This is a genomic window from Streptomyces sp. SID13666, from assembly GCF_010548325.1.
Taxonomy (GTDB): Bacteria; Actinomycetota; Actinomycetes; order Streptomycetales; family Streptomycetaceae; genus Actinacidiphila; species Actinacidiphila fildesensis.
The window spans coordinates 916,678-933,570 of record NZ_JAAGLX010000001.1; the positions used below are offsets into that span (position 1 = coordinate 916,678).

At 69.7% G+C, this 16,893-nt stretch carries 16 protein-coding genes and 3 pseudogenes; 7 read left to right on the forward strand and 12 right to left on the reverse strand.

All coding sequences use genetic code 11. The features are described from left to right. Nucleotides 1–33: 33 nt before the first annotated feature. From G3I60_RS04415 to G3I60_RS04430, 4 genes are all read right to left on the reverse strand, one after another. Nucleotides 34–642 carry a hypothetical protein gene (locus G3I60_RS04415; protein WP_164292147.1) on the reverse strand — a complete coding sequence of 203 codons (609 nt, stop codon included), beginning with the start codon at nt 640–642 and terminating at the stop codon, nt 34–36. A gap of 258 nt (nt 643–900) precedes the next feature. Beyond that, on the reverse strand, nt 901–1,548 hold the full coding sequence (locus G3I60_RS04420) for a hypothetical protein (protein WP_164292146.1): 648 nt from the start codon (nt 1,546–1,548) through the stop codon (nt 901–903). A gap of 17 nt (nt 1,549–1,565) precedes the next feature. Continuing rightward, the gene (locus G3I60_RS04425; protein WP_203671974.1) at nt 1,566–2,066 is read right to left on the reverse strand and encodes a SigE family RNA polymerase sigma factor; all 501 of its coding nucleotides are present in this window, start codon (nt 2,064–2,066) and stop codon (nt 1,566–1,568) included. A gap of 259 nt (nt 2,067–2,325) precedes the next feature. Next, nucleotides 2,326–2,505 carry a hypothetical protein gene (locus tag G3I60_RS04430; RefSeq protein WP_164292145.1) on the reverse strand — a complete coding sequence of 60 codons (180 nt, stop codon included), beginning with the start codon at nt 2,503–2,505 and terminating at the stop codon, nt 2,326–2,328. 239 nt (nt 2,506–2,744) lie between these two features. Between G3I60_RS04430 and G3I60_RS04435 the strand changes: the two are divergent. Next, nucleotides 2,745–2,903: pseudogene (locus G3I60_RS04435) on the forward strand (SAM-dependent methyltransferase); the annotation flags it as partial. A gap of 48 nt (nt 2,904–2,951) precedes the next feature. On the opposite strand, the gene G3I60_RS04440 reads toward G3I60_RS04435, so the two are convergent. Then, entirely contained in the window at nt 2,952–3,659 is a 708-nt protein-coding gene (locus G3I60_RS04440; protein ID WP_164292143.1) for a TetR/AcrR family transcriptional regulator, read from the reverse strand. Nucleotides 3,660–3,780: 121 nt separating this feature from the next. Between G3I60_RS04440 and G3I60_RS04445 the strand changes: the two genes are divergently transcribed. The 3 genes from G3I60_RS04445 (at nt 3,781) to G3I60_RS04455 (ending at nt 7,285) form a co-directional block, all read left to right on the forward strand. Then, nucleotides 3,781–4,797, forward strand: a complete 1,017-nt coding sequence (locus tag G3I60_RS04445; RefSeq protein ID WP_164292142.1) for an ATP-binding cassette domain-containing protein — start codon at nt 3,781–3,783, stop codon at nt 4,795–4,797. Continuing rightward, nucleotides 4,794–5,630 (forward strand): ABC transporter permease, encoded by an 837-nt coding sequence (locus tag G3I60_RS04450; protein ID WP_164292141.1) that lies wholly within the window; start codon nt 4,794–4,796, stop codon nt 5,628–5,630. The genes G3I60_RS04445 and G3I60_RS04450 overlap by 4 nt, the downstream gene beginning before the upstream one ends. Before the next feature lie 206 nt (nt 5,631–5,836). Continuing rightward, nucleotides 5,837–7,285, forward strand: coding sequence for a WGR domain-containing protein (locus G3I60_RS04455; protein ID WP_138351638.1), 1,449 nt, complete (start codon nt 5,837–5,839; stop codon nt 7,283–7,285). 484 nt (nt 7,286–7,769) lie between these two features. Here the strand turns inward: G3I60_RS04455 and G3I60_RS04460 are convergent, their stop codons facing one another. The 5 genes and pseudogenes from G3I60_RS04460 to G3I60_RS47030 form a co-directional block, all read right to left on the reverse strand. Continuing rightward, nucleotides 7,770–8,966: a hypothetical protein gene (locus G3I60_RS04460; protein WP_164292140.1), complete on the reverse strand. Its 1,197-nt coding sequence runs from the start codon at nt 8,964–8,966 to the stop codon at nt 7,770–7,772. Nucleotides 8,967–9,046: 80 nt separating this feature from the next. Further along, nucleotides 9,047–9,244 (reverse strand): hypothetical protein, encoded by a 198-nt coding sequence (locus tag G3I60_RS04465; protein ID WP_164606501.1) that lies wholly within the window; start codon nt 9,242–9,244, stop codon nt 9,047–9,049. Nucleotides 9,245–9,642: 398 nt separating this feature from the next. Continuing rightward, nucleotides 9,643–10,032 (reverse strand): hypothetical protein, encoded by a 390-nt coding sequence (locus G3I60_RS04470; RefSeq protein WP_164292139.1) that lies wholly within the window; start codon nt 10,030–10,032, stop codon nt 9,643–9,645. A gap of 322 nt (nt 10,033–10,354) precedes the next feature. Next, nucleotides 10,355–10,501: pseudogene (locus tag G3I60_RS45080) on the reverse strand (helicase); the annotation flags it as partial. 255 nt (nt 10,502–10,756) lie between these two features. Continuing rightward, nucleotides 10,757–11,107 (reverse strand): SUKH-3 domain-containing protein, encoded by a 351-nt coding sequence (locus G3I60_RS47030; RefSeq protein ID WP_164292138.1) that lies wholly within the window; start codon nt 11,105–11,107, stop codon nt 10,757–10,759. A gap of 168 nt (nt 11,108–11,275) precedes the next feature. On the opposite strand from G3I60_RS47030, the pseudogene G3I60_RS04485 reads away from it, so the two are divergent. Further along, nucleotides 11,276–12,076: pseudogene (locus tag G3I60_RS04485) on the forward strand (IS5 family transposase); the annotation flags it as partial. Between the two features lie 158 nt (nt 12,077–12,234). Here G3I60_RS04485 and G3I60_RS04490 read toward each other — a convergent pair. Next, complete coding sequence (locus G3I60_RS04490) at nt 12,235–12,897, reverse strand: DUF6461 domain-containing protein (protein ID WP_164292137.1); 663 nt, start codon at nt 12,895–12,897, stop codon at nt 12,235–12,237. 714 nt (nt 12,898–13,611) lie between these two features. Next, a complete protein-coding gene (locus G3I60_RS04495; RefSeq protein WP_164292136.1) occupies nt 13,612–14,172 on the reverse strand; it encodes a TetR/AcrR family transcriptional regulator in 561 nt (186 codons plus the stop codon). A gap of 307 nt (nt 14,173–14,479) precedes the next feature. Here G3I60_RS04495 and G3I60_RS04500 point away from each other — a divergent pair, with 307 nt between their 5' ends. Beyond that, on the forward strand, nt 14,480–15,805 hold the full coding sequence (locus G3I60_RS04500; RefSeq protein WP_164292135.1) for an MFS transporter: 1,326 nt from the start codon (nt 14,480–14,482) through the stop codon (nt 15,803–15,805). Nucleotides 15,806–15,817: 12 nt separating this feature from the next. Beyond that, nucleotides 15,818–16,753, forward strand: a complete 936-nt coding sequence (locus G3I60_RS04505) for an MBL fold metallo-hydrolase (protein WP_164292134.1) — start codon at nt 15,818–15,820, stop codon at nt 16,751–16,753. Nucleotides 16,754–16,893: the final 140 nt, after the last annotated feature.

Sequence of the window (16,893 nt, forward strand, 5' to 3'; positions counted from 1 at the left end):
ACGCAAGTTGAGTGCCTGTTGGAGGTGTCTCGTCTATGCCGGTTCGGTTGGTGTGGACAGCGAGGCCGTGACTCCCGCGCGGGCCAGCTCGTCGGTGATGATGCAGATCACCGTGCGGGCCATGAGCGGCAGGATGGCGTCCTTGCAGTTCAGCTGGATGACGGGGTCGCCGGTGCGCTTGTCGTGGACCGTGACGTTGTTGGGGCTGTAGAAGTGCACGTGGGCCAGCGCCGCTTCGAATGCTGTGGCAGTCAGTTCCTGACCGCTGTCAGTGGTACGCATCAGGCGGGGTCGGGCGGACTCCAGTGCGGCGACGGCGCGGATGCGGTCGTCGGCCGCGACCGTGATCCGCCAGATCTGGTGCACGGCGAAGCCGTGCTCGGTGACGATGGACAGTGTCCCTGGCGCGACAGTGATGCCGGCGCGGGTCGGTAGCGAGGTGATCGCCCGTCTCAGCCAGGGAGCCGCGCGCCCGTCGGCGACGGCTGCCCACTCACTGGCGACCCGCCATGCGATTTCTGGATCGGCGTGCGCGGCCGCCTCGAAGTACCGTTCGGCTCTTCCTCTGCTCTCGGCGTCATTGCGTAGGAGCTGACAGCCATCCTGGAAGAAGGTTTCAGCGCTGTCGAAGCTATGGGTCATCAGGCTGTCCTACCACTGAGCACCGACAGGGCCGACTCCGGAACGGCTGCAGCAGCCTCGCGTAGCTGCGCGGCGTGGCACTCTCGACCGCACCGTCTCGAGCCGGTCACCGTCCTGGGCAGCGGCAGGGTCGACCCGGCCCTGGGCTTGACGCACATGCTGTCCGCCGAGCACGCGTACCGGATCGGCTGGTATCCACGAGCCGGTCCGGTGCGCGTGCGGTGGTGGTTGTGGTTCCGGAGGGAAGCGGGGGTCAGTTCACTGGCCTGTGACGCGGGCGGAGTGGAGGATTGTTTCAGCCAGGGCGGGGGACCGTACGTCGATCAGCACGCTCACGTCCAGGGACGGGAGCGCCAGCGCGAATTCGGTCATGCCGGTTTGTTCGTTGGTGCTCGAGGACAGCGTTCCGCTCACTCCGCCGATGGTGATGGGGCGGGTGGTGGCCGCGGGGCCGAGATAGGTTGTGGAGAACGTTCTGCCTGTGCTGAACAGAACCTGTTGTCCCAGTCTCGTTGCCTCGGTGAGCGGCGTCAGACAGGGGACCTGCAGCAGGTCCGGATGGTCGATGACCCGGTCCCGGCCGTGCGGACTGCACGGTTCCGGATTCAACGCCCAGCTCGCCGGGACCTCCAGTTGCAAATGGTGGAAGGAGGAGGGCCGCAGGCTGGGCGCGGCGGCCTGCTGGGTGCCGTCCCCCGGCCGGGCCGAGGACCACAGCCCGAGCCCCAGCGACACCGCTGCCAGCGCGATCGCCGCGCTTGAGGAGACGACCCACCGCCGGCGGGTCACTGCCTTGCGCCGTACGCCCGTGGTCACGGCCTGCAGCAAGTGCGCCCCGCCGGGGGCGTCTGCCGCCTGTGCTCGAAGCGACCCACTCACCAAGGCGCCCAGTTGCTCGTCGTTCATGCTCTCGTCCCTCACTCTCATACGTCCTGTCTGGTGAGCCCGCGGGAGGTGCGCAGCGTCGCCAAAGCGCGGGAGGCTTGGCTGCGCACCGTCGCGGGGGAGCAGCGCAGCACCTCGGCGATCTGCTGGTCGGTCAGGTCCTCGTAGAAGCGCAGCACCAGAACCGCGCGCTGCCGCTTCGGTAGTCCGGCTAGCAGGTGCACGGCGGCGTGGCGCCGCACCACCGTGTCTGCGGCATCCCCCCGCTCCGCAGGGGACGACATTTCGGCGGTAGGCAGTTCACCGTTGGATCTGCGCCGGCGCCAGCTCAGATGTTCGTTGACCAGCATCCGTTTGACGTAGGCGTCGGGATGACCGAGGCCGCTGATGCGCCGCCACTGCCGGTACACCCGAATCAGTACGTCCTGCGTGAGGTCCTCGGCCAGATGCCGATCCGAGCACAGCAGAAAGGCAAGCCGGAGCAGGGCCGGACCACGTGCCTGCACGTACTCCTCAAAGGAGCCCTCCATGGGTCTCATCACTGTTCCCCTCCCCGGCCGCACTTCGTGACGGCTCCACCGAAGAACGTCGTGACCGACCCGTTCTGTTGCACTGGGCCCTGCCCTTGGCCGATCCGGAATCCCGCGACCGAAATGGACTGGCCTCAGGGCCGGGCCTCTGGTCACCCGCGCCCCGGGGCCCAGCACCTCATCTCGTTCCCGGGGCGGGCGCGGCGGCCAGTTGGGTGGATCCCGTCAACGGGGGAGTGCCGCAGCGCCGGGCTTGCGTGTGTGCCGCTCATCCTGCGATGGCGACGGCGAAGGCGGCGACGGCGATCAATGCCGGCTGCGCTGCGGGCAGGGGTGCGGCGATGAGCCGGCGGCGCAGGCGGATGCTGCGGGCTGCGGGGACGAGGACGTAGATCAGGAGGACGAGGAGGGGGTAAAGGAATCCGGCGACGAGGGACGAACATGCCACCGACGTTGGAGGCTTCCAGGTCCTTGTAGGTACAGCCAGGGGGAAGGCGCGCAGCATTGCCGCTGCAGCGCCGTGTCCCGGAGGTGATCAGGTCCCAGGCGGCCCAGGTGGGCACGGCGCCGGTCAGGATACCGACGGCGCCGCTCGCCGCTCATGGACCACAGGCCGCGCCGGGTTGCCCATCAAGCTCCTGCATCGGCCGATCCGTGTCATCTGCCGACGCTTGCATTGCGCTTCACCTGCGCCGCCTGCGCGGCAGCGTCGCCGAAGCACCAGCGGACGACGACCTGACGGCGCTCGACCAACTCCTCGACGCCACCGGCCTGCACAGCGTCCTGCGCCGCGACGAACTGATGGTGCGCACCGAGCGCGCCGTCCGAGCGGCAGGCCGCGCCTGAGGGCAAGCGCGCACGTGCCGGCCGGTCGGTCGCCGGCCGGTGGCGGTCCTAGCGAGGGCCCGCGAAGAAGGTGTGGGCGAGACCGTCGAGAAGGTAGCCCAGGCGTCGGTCAAAGGTCTGCTGGGGGTCGACGGGGCGTTTCGGACCCAGCAGCGCCCGGGAGGCCAGTGGGTACCGGCCGGAGGCGGCGACGGTGTCGAGGTAGGAAGGTCCGGTCTCGTCCCCGTCCGCTGCGGGCTGCTCGGCACGGCGCCGGTGCGCCTCCAGACGTTGGGCCTCCGCCGAGGCGTACCCCTGGACGAAGGCCACGAGGGTCCTCCAGACGTCGAGCATCTCGTCGATGTCGAGACCGTAGCCGTCCAGCAGGGTCAGGGTGGACTCCGTCATGGTGACGGTGTTGGGCCCGAAGCCGCCCGCGGTGATGGCGTGGCGGGTCAGCCAGGGATGGCGCAGCGTGACGTCGCGGAGGATGTGCGCCGCACGCGTCAGATCGGCGCGCCAGTCACCGGTGCGCGGAGGAGCGATGGCTTCGGCGCTGACGCGGTCGGCCATCAGGTCCAGCAGATCGTCGCGGCTGTCGACGTAGCGATAGAGCGACATGGCGCCGGCGCCGAGATGGTCGGCGACCTTGCGCATGGTCACCGCGTCGAACCCCTGGCCGTCGGCAACCTCGATGCCCGCAGTGGCGATCGCGTCGTAGGACAGCGCAGCGCGTGCCGCTCGTGCCGGTCGTCCGGCTTTCTCCCAGTTCACCATTTGCTTTCATCGTACGCTCTGCGTACGTTGTACGCATGGGTTGGATGTACGCGATGTACGCAACCGGATGCTCGCCTCTCGCCTCCGGTCCCGACCCCCTCCTGGAAGGAACTGACACGCCATGCCCACGTCCCGAGCTCCCGCCAGCGGCGCCCTCGCCGTCAAGGTACGGGGACTGATCAAGCACTACGGCCCGACCACAGCCCTAGACGGTGTGGACCTCGACGTTCGCCCCGGCGCCGTCCTCGGCGTGCTCGGCCCCAACGGGGCCGGCAAGACCACCCTGGTCCGCGTTCTGTCCACGCTCGTCCGGCCGGACGCCGGCACCGCCTACGTGGCCGGCTACGACGTGCTGCGCCAACCCCGGCAGCTACGCCGCACGATCGGGCTCACCGGCCAGTACGCCTCGGTCGACGAGAAGCTCTCGGGCATCGAGAACCTCTACATGATCGGCCGGCTGCTCGACCTGTCCCGGCCCGATGCCCGGCGCCGCGCCTCCGAGCTCTTGGAGCGCTTCTCCCTCACCGAGGCCGCCCAGCGCACCGCCGGCACCTACTCCGGCGGCATGCGCCGCCGCCTCGACCTCGCCGCCTCCCTGATCGGCCGACCCGCCGTCCTCTACCTGGACGAGCCGACCACCGGTCTCGACCCGCGCACCCGCAACGAGGTGTGGGCCGAGGTGCGGCGCATGGTCGGCGAAGGCGTCACCGTTCTGCTCACCACCCAGTACATGGTGGAGGCCGAGCAGCTGGCCTCCGAACTCGCCGTGATCGACCGTGGAAAGATCATCGCCCGCGGCGGTGTCTCCGAGCTCAAGGCCAAGGTCGGCCGCCGCACCCTGCGCATCCGCCCGGCCGACCCGCTGCACTTGAGCTCGCTGGCCACCGAGCTCGACGCCGCCGGCCTGACCGGGCTCGCCGCGACCGCCCTCGACCCCGAGACCGGGACCGTCGTCGTTCCCGTGCAGAGCGACGAGCAGCTCACCGCGCTCGTCGGCACCCTGGCCGCCCGCGGCGTCGCCCTCGCCGACATCACCACCGAACTACCCACCCTGGACGAGGTGTTCCTGTCCATCACCGGCCACCGGACCGGCATCTCCCAGGACGCCGCCCCCGCTCACCAGGAGGTCGCCGCATGAGCACCGCCATCCCCACCCGAGACCATCCCGCCGTCCAGCAGGGCGAGGCCGACGACCGCATCGGACTGCGCGCCGGCCTCCGGCACACCGGCGCCCTGGTCCGGCGCAACCTGCTGTGGATCAAGAAGGACCCGGAGTCGATGTTCGACGCCGTCCTGATGCCCGTCGTCTTCACCCTGCTCTTCGTGTACGTCTTCGGCGGCGCCATCGGCCAGTCCCTCGGCGGCGGCCACCACCAGTACGTGCAGTATGTGATCCCCGGCATGCTTGCCATGATGAGCATGACCATCGCCCAGGGCGTGGGCACCGGCTTCAACGAGGACTTTCACAACGGCATCATGGACCGCTTCCGGACGATGCCCATCGGGCGCTCCTCCGTCCTGATCGCCAAGATTTCGGTGGAACTCCTGCGGATGCTGGTCGCCACCACCATCCTGATGATCGTCGCCGCCCTGGTCGGCTTCGAGTTCACCAACTGGGCCGGCCTGTTCGCCGCCGTCGGGCTGGCCGTCCTGTTCGGCTCGGCCATGATGTGGATCTTCCTGGTGCTGGGCGTCACCCTGAAGAACGCCCAGTCCGTGCAAGCCATGGGGTTCCTGGTCATGATGCCGCTGCAGTTCGGCTCCTCCATCTTCGCCCCGACCCGGTCGATGCCCGGATGGCTGCGCACCTTCACCGCGTACAACCCGATGTCGGGCCTGGCCGACGCGGCCCGCGGCCTGATGATCGGCGGCCCGATCGCCCACGGCCTGGTGGTCACGCTCGCCTGGAGCGCCGGGCTCACGCTGCTCATGGCGCCTATCGCCATCCACAGGTTCACGACCAAGAGCTGACGCGCAGCTCGGCAGCCACCGGTGGTGAGCGGGTCAGATCGTCGAGGTCATCGGCGTCGGTCGGCGGCGACGTCGTGGGCAACGACGCCGCACTGCTGAGCCTGGCCTGTGGTAACCACTTTGTGTGACCGCTTGTCAGTGGTGGCGGCTACGTTGAGATCATTGAAGATCGGCCGCACTGGCCGGTCCGTGGGGAGGGGTGTGCCATGGCGGCTGCGCATGCGGAAGTGACGACGTATTTGGAGCTGTCGCAGGACGACGGCGGGGCGCACAAGTTCTACGAGGTGACCGTGGACGGCACAACGGTTTCCGTGCGATACGGGCGGATCGGCGCGGGCGGACAGCACCAGGTCTCGACGTTCCCCACGGCGGAGAAGGCGAAGGCCGCGGCGGCGAAGAAGATAGGCGAGAAGGTCCGGAAGGGATACGCGCCGGCGGTGGCGGGGCAGCGCGCCGCGCGTGCGGTGACGCGACGCCAGGTGACCTCGGCGCCCTCCACGGCGCGGGCGACGGCGCCGGTGCTGTGGCGGTTCCGTACGGGCGCTTCGGCCTTCGGGATCCATATCGACGAGGACCGCTGCTGGGTGGGGAACCAGCGCGGCGATGTCTACACCTTGGGCCACGACGGCGAGGTGCTGGCCCGGTTCTCGTTGCCGGACGGGGTCAAGTGCCTGGTGGCGGACGACTTCTGGATCTATGCGGGGTGTGACGACGGCAAGGTGTACGACCTGTCGTCGAAGGTGCCCTTCGCCGCCTATGAGATCGCCGACGACGTGGACATCTTCTGGCTGGACATCCACGAGGGCGTGCTGAACGTCGCCGACCGTAACGGCGGTCTGACCGTCATCGACCACGAGGACGAGTTCCAGTGGTCACGCCAGTCGGCGGGTTCGAGTGCGTGGATGGTGCGGGCGGACGACCGTGCGGTCTTCCACGGGCACAACCAGGGGGTGACGGCCTACGCGGCCGACGGCAGCGGGGAGTTGTGGCACACCCGGACCACGGGGAACGTGCTGTTCGGGTGGCAGGAGGACACCGCTGTGTACGCGGGCACGGGGCGGCGTGTGGTGGAGCGACTGTCGAAGGGGACGGGCCGGATCGAGGCGACGTACGCCTGTGACACCGCGGTGTACTCCTGCGCCACGTCCCAGGGCGGGCAGTACGTCTTCGCGGGCGATTCCGCCTCCTCGGTCTACTGTTTCGACGCGGACGGCACCCGGCTGTGGAAGTTGGGCACGGGCGGGGGCTCGGCGCTCTCGATGCAGTACCGGGACGAGAAGCTGTACATCGTGACGACGGACGGCTCGCTGGCCTGCATCGACGCGAGCGCGGCGGCGATCGCGGCGGCGCAGACCGGCACGGTGCCGGTGGCCAGGGATGTCAAGGAAGCAGCCGCGCTGCCGACCTACACCCCGGCGGCGACCGTGGCGACGGTGAGCGCGGTGCCCGCGCCGGGGACCGGGATCGTCGTGGAGTGCGTGCAGGTCGGCGGGCGGCTGCGGGTCCACGTCGTCTCGGACGGCTTTGAGCCGACGTGGCACGTTCAGTTCCCGCGCTCAATGCGGCAGATCGGCGCCCGCTATGTGGTGGACGCGCTGCACACCTCATCCGGCGGTTTCTACCGGGTGCGGGGCGAGATAAAGCAGCTGGTGTAAGGCTGCGGACGGTGCTCCCGGCTTCCTGCTCCCCTTCCCGGCCGGGCTGCGCTGCCTGCCCCCAGCGGCCCGTGGCTGGACCAGTTGCAGGCCATGCAGTGCTACTGCGCCGCCGTACGGCCAGCGGAGTCGCGACGGCTACCACTCCTGGAGGGCCGCCGGCCTGGCCGGTAACGCCCCGTGTGCTGGAACTGCTCGCTGCCTGGTGGCCGGTGCATGCCGTACGGGTCCTTGGGTTTCCGGCGATGGGCGTACCTACGGGCGTGAGTGACGAGGTTTTCGTGCGGGCTGCGGCTGTTGGGTGGACGTTTCCGCGAGGGCGCGGTGCTCCTCGTCGACCGGCATCGACGGTAGGGCCGGGCGCCCGCGCCCGACCCTAGCCTGCTGACCGCCGCCCGTCGCGTCGCCCGTACCCGCGCTCCTGCCCCCGGCGGGGGTTGTCAGGACTGTCAGGGGTACGGCGGCCGGGTCAGGGGTGGGTGTGTCAGAGGTGGGTGCTGAGCAGCAATGGGCGGGGGAACTGTTCCTTGGGCGAGGTCAGGGAGCCGCTGACGGTCACTTCCCGTCCGGCGGCGGAGATTTTCCAGGGCGAGTACGCCGTCCCGTCCGTCCCGGCGGGGAACCCCAGCGACGCCACACGGGTGCCGGCGACCCGCAGTGCGTAGCCGTTCTCGCGGTCGTGGGTCATGCCGACAGCGACGATGCCGTCGCGTGTGGCGGCCGCGCCCGTCAGCGGGCCGGCGTCGGCGGGCCGGTCCAGGAGTGTCCAGGTCCGGCCGTTCCAGTGCATGATCAGCGCGTGGCCGCGGTCGTCCTCGTCCAGGAGGGTGCGGCCCACCGCCCACACATCGTGCGGGCCCTTGGCGATGACGTCGTTGAACTCGCCGTACAGGCCGCCGTAGGGCGGAGTCGGCAGTGCTGTCCAGGAACGCCCGTCGTAGTGCAGGACGACGGGCCGGTCGTCGTCGCCGTAGCCGCTGCCGACGGCCCAGACGTCGTTCGGGCCGGATGCCGCGATCGCGTTGAGCCCCCAGTTCGCGTACTGCTTGGGCAGGGGCACGCGGTGCCAGGCGTGTCCGTCCCAGTGTTCGACGAGGCCCTCGGAATGGTCGATGATCTGGGTCGGGCCGCCGTCCGGGTCGGGGATCCGTTCGTCGAGGACCTGGGCCCAGCCCGCCGCCCACACGTTGTCCGGCGTGAGGGCGTCGACGCCCAGCAGGCCGCCGCTGATCGTGTCCTGGGGCACGGGCGCCGGTTCGACGCGCCAGGTGTGCCCGTTCCAGTGCTGTGTCATGACGGGATCGCCCTCGCGGTCGGTGTCGCCGACCAGCCACCCGTCGCGGGCCGAGGTCGCCGCCAGGGCGTTGACACGGCCGAGCGCTCCGGGCGCGGTTGGCATGGCGGTCCAGGGCCCGTCGGTGCGGTCGTCGTGCGTGTAGACGACGGGGTGGAACGAGCCGCTGCCGTCCTCGTCGCCGAGCCGGAAGCCGGCCGTCCACGTGGTGTGTGCGTCAGGTCGGATCGAACCGCTCAGGACGGTGTCGCCGTCCGGCAGTTCGGCCGCGCTCCAGCGCGGCGCGGCGGCGGGGGCCGCTGCGGCGGTCGCGGGTAGCCCCCCGCCGATGACGAGCGCGGATACCGCGCCGATGAGCAGAGTTCGGACTTGTATGCCGACAGCCACGTCGTAACCCCCCAGGCTCGGGGTGCGGCACCCCGTTGCTCTTATGACGTCCCAGCCGACGGCGGATGTTTCATCCTGCGTCAGGTCGGCGCCCGGGTGACGCGGAAGCGGGGTCTGCCGCACGACCGTCCGGCCGGCCCCGCTGTGTATCGGGCCGCGCCGGTCAGGCGTAGTGGTGGATCGTGCCATGGAAGGTGGGGGCGGCCTTCGCCGTGCTGGTCGAAGGTGGCGGCGAGGGCGTCGATATGGCCCGCCGCGTCGGTTCCGAGCCTGGTCACGGTGAGGGTGTCGGTGCTCGTGGTGCAGCCGCGCCCGTCACCGGTCGCAGCTCGGCTTCCGCCGCCCCCACGGCCCCACCGTCTCGGCTGTCCGGCGCCGTTTTGCGTCTGTGCCCGGCTGTAGCACGCCGCGGGCGGCCGCCGGCCAGCTGCACCTCGGCCCGTGCACCTCGGCCGCCGTGCCGGCTGCTGCGCTCCGGCCGCGTCCCCTTCCGGCCTGCCGCCGTCCGGCCGCTGCCGCTCGTCGGTACTTCTGCCGGCGCCGTGGAGAACTCCTGGGCCACGGACTTCGGTTCCGCCGGCCCGGGCGGTGCGGGCGGTGCGGGCGCCGAAGGGCCGGCGCGGGTGCGAGAGGCGGCCGGGGTGTTGCGTGGGCAACTGGTGCGTCTGGGCGGCTGCTACCGGGCCCGGCGGTGGGCGCGCGGTGGGTCTCTAGATCCAGCCCGCGGCCAGGTTAGAGCGAAGGGGACGGGGATGAGCATGGTCATGGCGAGCCAGGGCTGGATCCGCCATGCCTCCTGGCGTGGCATGAGGACATCCACCACGAATGCCAGTGCGAGCAGCAGGGCTCCGCTGCCTGCCGCTCCCAGCAATGCTTCGGCTGCGTGAGCGGAGGTTTTTTGGTCGCATCCCGATGCGTCGCAGTTCGTGGTCGGGTGGGTCGCCCACCACCAGAGGAACCAGCCCGGGACGATCGCGACGACGCCCAGCAGGAGATTCGCCACGGCCGACGCCCACAGGCCACCGGTGGCCTGGCCCGGGCGGCGAACGGCATCGGTCTTGTGCACAGTGCTTCCCCCGCCTGCGGCCCGACTCCTGACGCTCATGTAGAGGGTGAACGACGTTCAGGCGGTTCCCGCCCGTTGCCCGCCCGTCCCGGGGGGCGGGCGGTGTGTTGTCTGGTGGTGGGGTGAGAGCGGGGGCGGGCCCTCGGGGGTGTGTCCCGGGGCCGTCCGGTCTCCGCTACGGCTGAGCGAGTGCTGGCGGTGGTGCATCCGCGTGCACCGAACGGCCCGACGTGTTTGCCCGTCGTCGGATCATCTCCGCGTGGTGCGGAGCGGGAGTTCCAGTCCGGGTCGCCCCCGCGGCAGGCCTTCGTGACGCCGACTTCTCGGTGCCGTAGGGGACGGCGTAGAGCCCGTGGATGTGGCGGTGGGCGCGCCAGCGGTGCAGGGCTTGGTATCCCTCGAGTCGGATCAGTGATTCGGGCCGGTGGACGCGTGTGCGGAGGAACGCCGCGAGGGTGGCCGGTTCTCGCGATCGCGGTACGACGCATGGTGGGCAGAGCGTAGAGGACAGTCGCGCTGCGCGCGCCGAGCGCGACACGACGACGCAGTTCTTCGGTGGCTCCGGCTTCGCCTTGGCACAAGGTACGCACATGGGTGCGGCTGCTTAGGGCTGGGCTGAGTCGGGCATGCGGACTGCCATCACTCCGAGGAAGAGATTTTCCATTGCCTCGGGCATACGGCCGAACCGGGCAGCCAGTTGACGACGAGATACAGCTCGCCGTGCTCATCCAAACCGAGGAGGAAGCGGTCGTGGTCGAGCCCCCCAGCGGAGAGAGGTGACGTCCGATCTCTTCGCCCCATTCGCCGAAGCGGTCGCTTTCGCCCGGGCAATCAGCGGGTTGAGTTCGAACGCTGCACGCGAGCTGGTGATCCCGGCGCCACCAGTGCCTACTGTCAGTCCGCCGAACTCTCGCAGGAACTCCTCGGCGGCTGAATGAATAGGAAAGCCGTCCGCTTCCAGGCGCTCTCGCCACGCGGTTGTGTCGATGCTTCGCCCCGGATACCAGCCGGCACCACGCAACGTCGCTTCGACTTCAACCGACCAAAGGTGCGGCTCCTTCCGTGCGCTGACCACTGGGCGAGCACTAATTGGGCTGCGAACGCGGCAGCCTCGGCGGGATGAACCGTCTCCAAAGCGACAGGTTTTCCACCGACCGGACGGCCCCTTGGAGCTCGTAACAGGATCTTGTTGAGGTGCCCTGCTGTGGCGTGACCGATGTGATGATGCGACCGTTCGCGTTGTGTGACGACTCGACCGTGGATCGTGGACGACGACTTGTGGGGGTGGATCGAACCGCTGCTGCCGCCCTGGCCTGATCGAGCACCAGGGCCGAACCCGGTGCCGGACCGGCTGTGCCTGCAGGGCATCCTGAATGTCCTGCACCAGGACATCGCCTGGCAACTCCTGCCTCTAGAACTGGGGTTCGGCTCCGGGCAGACCTGTTGGCGGCGCCTGGACCGCTGGCAGCAGGCCGGTGTTTTCGACCAGTTGCATCGCCTCCTGCTTGCCGAGCTGAACGCGGCCGGTGAGCTGGACTGGTCCCGGGCGTGTGTGGACGGCTCTCACGTGCGCGCGAAGAAGGGGGGTGCCGCGACCGGTCCGTCTCCGGTCGACCGGCGCAAGACGGGCAGCAAGCACCATCTGATCTGCGACGGCAAGGGCACCCCGCTACACGTCATCACGACTGCGGCCAACGTCAACGACATCACGCAGACCCTCCGCCTGGTCGACGGCACCCCGCCGGTGGCCGGGCGGCCGGGCCGACCACGACGGCGCCCCGAATCCGTTCTCGGAGACAAGGCGTACGACTCGCGAGCCGTGCGGCGTGCATTGCGACACCGACGAATCCTGCCGGTCATCTCCCGCAAGGGGTCCCCGAATATCAAGGGCCTGGGCAAGCTCCGCTACGTCGTCGAGCAGACCTTCGCACTGCTCAACCAGTTCAAACGCCTGGCCCTGCGCTGGGAACGGCGAGTCGAGCTCCACGACGCCTTCCTCACGTTGTCCTGCAGCATTATCTGCTGGAGGCGACTCAAGAAGGCCAGATCACGATCGCGTCACAAGCTCTCCGGGCTGATCCGCGTTGGGCGTTGGCCTTGCCCTCAGATCGGTCATCGTGCCGCTGTCGTTCTCCGGTCGCCACCCGTCACGTTGGCCAGGCGCTGGTCGTGGCCCAGGGCTGCGAAAGGCGATCCTGTCATTCAGGACAGACCTCTTGAAGGGCCGAAATCCAGGACAGTCCCGGGCGGAACCGGCCCCTCGCCCGCGTAGGTATCGCCCAGCGGTGCCGCTGGTGCGTCGTTCTCGGCGAGTGTCAGGCTGGGCCAGGACCCGGTGAGGGCTGCGTCGTCCAGGGTAATACCGAGGTGGTCGAGTAGGAGGGCCACCACTGGCACCATCCCGGCGTCTTCGCCCTCGTGCGCGGCGAGCGCCGCTTCGACCCGGCTCCACCAGGATCCGGGCCGTTCGGGCCGAGTGTGCTCCATGCCCGGTTCGAAGTTCTCGACGCACTCGCCGTCGCGCCAGTACTGGAAAACGTCGAGCCCCTCGGTGGTCAGCACGCTGTACGTCTCGGTGCCCCGGGACAGCTCCGCGAGGGGCTCGGCCCAGGAACCGAGGACGCCGTCCTCCTCGACGCAGAAAGCCCAGGCGCCGATCCGGCCCGACCGCAACAGCGAAACCGCTCCGCCGGCGAGGTCGCCCGAGACCAGCTCCGATGCCTCGTCCGCGTCAAGGAGACGTGCCCGGGACGGATCGGCCCCGTACCGGGCGAGTACTTCCTCGGCGGCCAGGCCCCGGGTGAATGTGACGCACATCCAGGCCCTCGCCCAGTCCAGCGAACCCGCGTCCGTGTCTGCTTCCATGATCTGCCTCCGCATCGCCTGACAGGGTCGAGCCTTCCGGGCTCTCCGCAGTGCGCCAAGCACGGGGGAGCCCGGATCATGATGCCTGGTTCATGCGGTGGAATCGGTACCGGGCAGGACGCCCGGTGGGGCCCTGCCCGGTGAACTCGATACGGAAGGGGTCGCGAGCGGCTGCATCAGCTCTCCTGTCACACCCGACCAGGACACCTCGACACTATCTTGTTACGAGCTCTTACCAAATGGGTATCGGGACGGGCGAACATCGCGGGGAGCGGTTCATGGCCCCACTCCTCCCAGCTGTCTGATGCCGAAACGCTGAGTTGCTGCATCGAGACCCACGGATACCGACTCCGGGCAGCGCGGCCAGCTTTCCCTCGTGCTCAGCAACGGCTCATGCCTGGCCGCCTGGAGCAACAGCCACAGCGACGGCGCGAGGACTGGTCACCTTCGACAGACTGCGGACGGTACGCCTCCAGGAGCTCTGCCCAAGCCTCTGTTTGGCTCCGCTGCGTGCCTTCGGATCCTATGTCCCGACGATGCGGCACTTTGTCCGGCGCCGTCAACGACGAATGTGCCCAGGGCCCCGACTGCGCACGCATCCGAAGCTTCAGCCGTCGGTTCCAGCGCTTGTGCAACTCCCGTCCATAGCCCTCTCGGTGCTCCGCAGCGACGGCGACGGTCGTCGTTGTGGCTGGTGTGCACGGGGGCTGTTTGTCAGGGTTGTCGGAGGGCGTTGGTGACGAGCTCGCGCGCGTAGTGGGTGGTGAGGTTGTCGGGGCGGAAGAGGATGCGGTACATGATCGGTGCCACGATGCGGTCGATGACCAGTTCGGTATCGGGTGCCCGTTCCCCGCGCAGTGCCGCGCGGTTGAGGACGGTGTCGATCTGCTGGGCGGCGTAGGCCGAGCAGCGGCCGGCGTTGCTGCCGTCGGGGTCGCCGAGCAGGGCGTCCCGGATGTAGGCGCGTCCGGGGGGAGATGCCATTTCGTCGAGGAACTGCTCGGCCCAGGCGTCGAGGTCGGCGCGAAGGCTGCCCAGGTCGGCGGGGTCGGTTTCCGGGCGCAGCCGTTCGACAGCGACGTCGGACAGGAGTTCTTGCAGGTCGCCCCAGCGGCGGTAGATCGTGGAGGGCGTCACGCCGGCCCGGGTGGCCACCAGCGGGACGGTCAGCCCTTCGCGGCCCACCTCGCTGACGAGGTCACGCACCGCGGTGTGGACGGACTGCTGTACGCGGGCGCTGCGCCCGCCGGGGCGGGTCATGGGCTGGGGGCTCATACCATCCACCTTAATGCGAATCCGTTGCTTCTAGCCGTCCCGGCCGACGGACCCGGCCGTCTGGGGCTCCCCTCGAGCCGCGTCCCCTCGGGTGGCCTCGCCTTGAGCCGCTTCCCTCAAGTCGCCTCCCATGGAGCGAGTTCGCAGGTCCTGGCGTCCTGCCGGATCCGTGCGGGGCGTGGGGCCAGGGGCGGGGGACGGGCTCAGGGCAACCGATTGCCTAAAAGCGAAGCATTTGCTTTAGGTGGCGCCAGGGCCTACGGTGGCTTAAAGCCAACCGATTGCTTTTAGTGCGGGAAGGGCCCTCATGCCGAGCGTCTCCGCGGGCCCTGCCTCTGCCCGCACCTCCATCTCAGGGCGTCTGCCGTTCGTGCTGCACGCCTCGATCCTGATCGCGCTGCTCGCCGCATCCAGCGCACCGACCCCGGTGTACTCCCGCTACCAGGCAAAGTGGCAGCTGTCCGCCCTCGACATCACCGTGGTGTTCAGCGCCTACGCCCTGGCCCTGCTGATCGCACTGCTGACGACCGGCACCCTCTCCGATCACCTGGGGCGGCGCCCCGTCCTGATGGGCGCACTCGCGGTCCAAGTCGCCTCCATGGCCCTGTTCGCGACGGCCGGCGGCCTGAGCACGCTGATCGGCGCCCGGGTGGTGCAGGGCCTGGCCACCGGCGCGGCCACCAGTGCTGCCGGCGCCGCTCTCCTGGACCTGGAAAGCCCCACCCGGCCCGGCCGTTCCGCCCTGGCCAACAGCATCGCTCCGGTGACGGGCATGGCGGCCGGCGTCCTGGGGGCCACGGTCCTGGTGCGCTTCGCTCCCGCGCCGACGATCACGCTGTACGTGGTCCTGGCCGCACTGTTCGCCGCGCAGGCCGCCGCCCTGGCATGGACGTCCGAGACCGCCCGTCCCCGTCCCGGCGGACTGCGCTCGATGCGGCCTCACCTGGCGCTGCCGCCCGCAGCCGCCCACGCGCTCCTGCTCCACGGCGCCGGCGTCGTCGCGATCTGGGCGCTCGGAGGCTTCTACTCGTCCCTGGGCCCGGCCTTCACCCGGCTCATCTCCCCACAAGGCCCCCAATCCGCAGGCGGCATGGTCTTCTTCACCCTGACCGCCGTCGCCGCCCTGACGGTGTACTGCACCCGCAAGATGCGTGCCGACATCTCCGCCCTCCTGGGAAGCTGCGCGGTGCTACCGGCGGCCGCTCTGTCGCTGGCCGCCCTCTTCCTCGGCAGCCTGGTCCTGCTCTTCACCGGAGCCGCGCTGGCAGGGTTCGGCTTCGGAGCCGTCTCCCAGGGTGCGCTGCGTACCGTCGTCGGCTCCGTTCCGGCAGGGGACAAGGGCGGCACCCTCGCCTCCTACTACGTACTGAGCTACCTGGCGATGAGCCTGCCCGCCATCGGAGCCGGCGCCCTCACCACAGGCTTCGGACTGCGCACCGCAGCTCTGGCATACGCCGGCTGCGTGGCGGCACTGGCCGCCATCGCGGTAGCGACGCTGTCCGTACCCCTGCGCGGACCCCACCGGACCCCACCCCACCTCACCCACTACGGCCCCGAGGCGATGAACACCGCATCCATCGCCGCAGGCACCACAACCCACACTCCCCGCGCCCGGACGACCCACAACAGGTAAGGAAACCGACCCATGCCCACGCCTTCACACACCAGCACGACCACCCCTCCCCAGGAACTGTCCTGGACGGTGGCCGACCACACCGTCCGGCGCATCGACGAAGTGGCCCTGCCCCCGCAGACCGGCCCGTGGCTACTGCCCGACGCGACCGCCGACCTCGTGACCAAAACACCCTGGCTACGCCCCGACTTCGCCGACGATAAGGGCGTCCTGCGCCTGGCGAGCCACAGCTTCGCTGTCGAGACCGACGGCATGCGGATACTCATCGACACCGGTATCGGAAACGGAAAGCAGCGCGCCAACCCCGCCTGGCACGACCTGGACACCGACTACGCATCGCAGCTCCAGGCGGCGGGCTTCGCACCGCAGAGCGTGGACCTCGTCGTCCTGACCCACCTCCACGCCGACCACGTCGGGTGGAACACCCGCGCCGAGGGCAACGACTGGGTCCCCACCTTCCCGAACGCGCGCTACCTCACCACACGCACCGAATGGGACTACTGGGCCGGTGTCGAGATGGACCAGGCGCGCCGCCAGATGTTCCACGACTCGGTCCACCCCGTCCGGGACGCCGGCCTGTTCGACCTCATCGACGTCCCTGACGGCGGCACGGACATCGCCCCGGGCATCCGCCTGCTGCCCACCCCCGGCCACACACCGGGACAGGTAGCGGTCGAGCTGAGCAGCCATGGCGAGAGCGCGCTCGTCACCGGCGACAGCATCCACCACCCAATCCAGATGACGCATCCGACGCTTGGCAGCTGCGTGGACATCGCCCCCGAACTCGCCGCCAGAACCCGCAACACCATGCTCGACTCCCTCGCCGATACGCCAACGCTTCTGCTCGGCAGCCACTTCGCGCCACCCACCGCCGGACACGTGCGACGCGAGAACGGCGCCTACCGGCTGCTCCCGGCCACCCCGGTGGTCATACCCGTGCGCGGCTGAACCGGGCCGGAGACCGGGGACCTCGCCCACACACCGAGACGGTGCGGGCGGCGGCCCGGGGCCCCGGGCCGGCCCCGCGGACGCCACGAACCAGCAGGCATGGAGCGGCTCACGGGACGACGCCGTCTTCGCCAATGAGG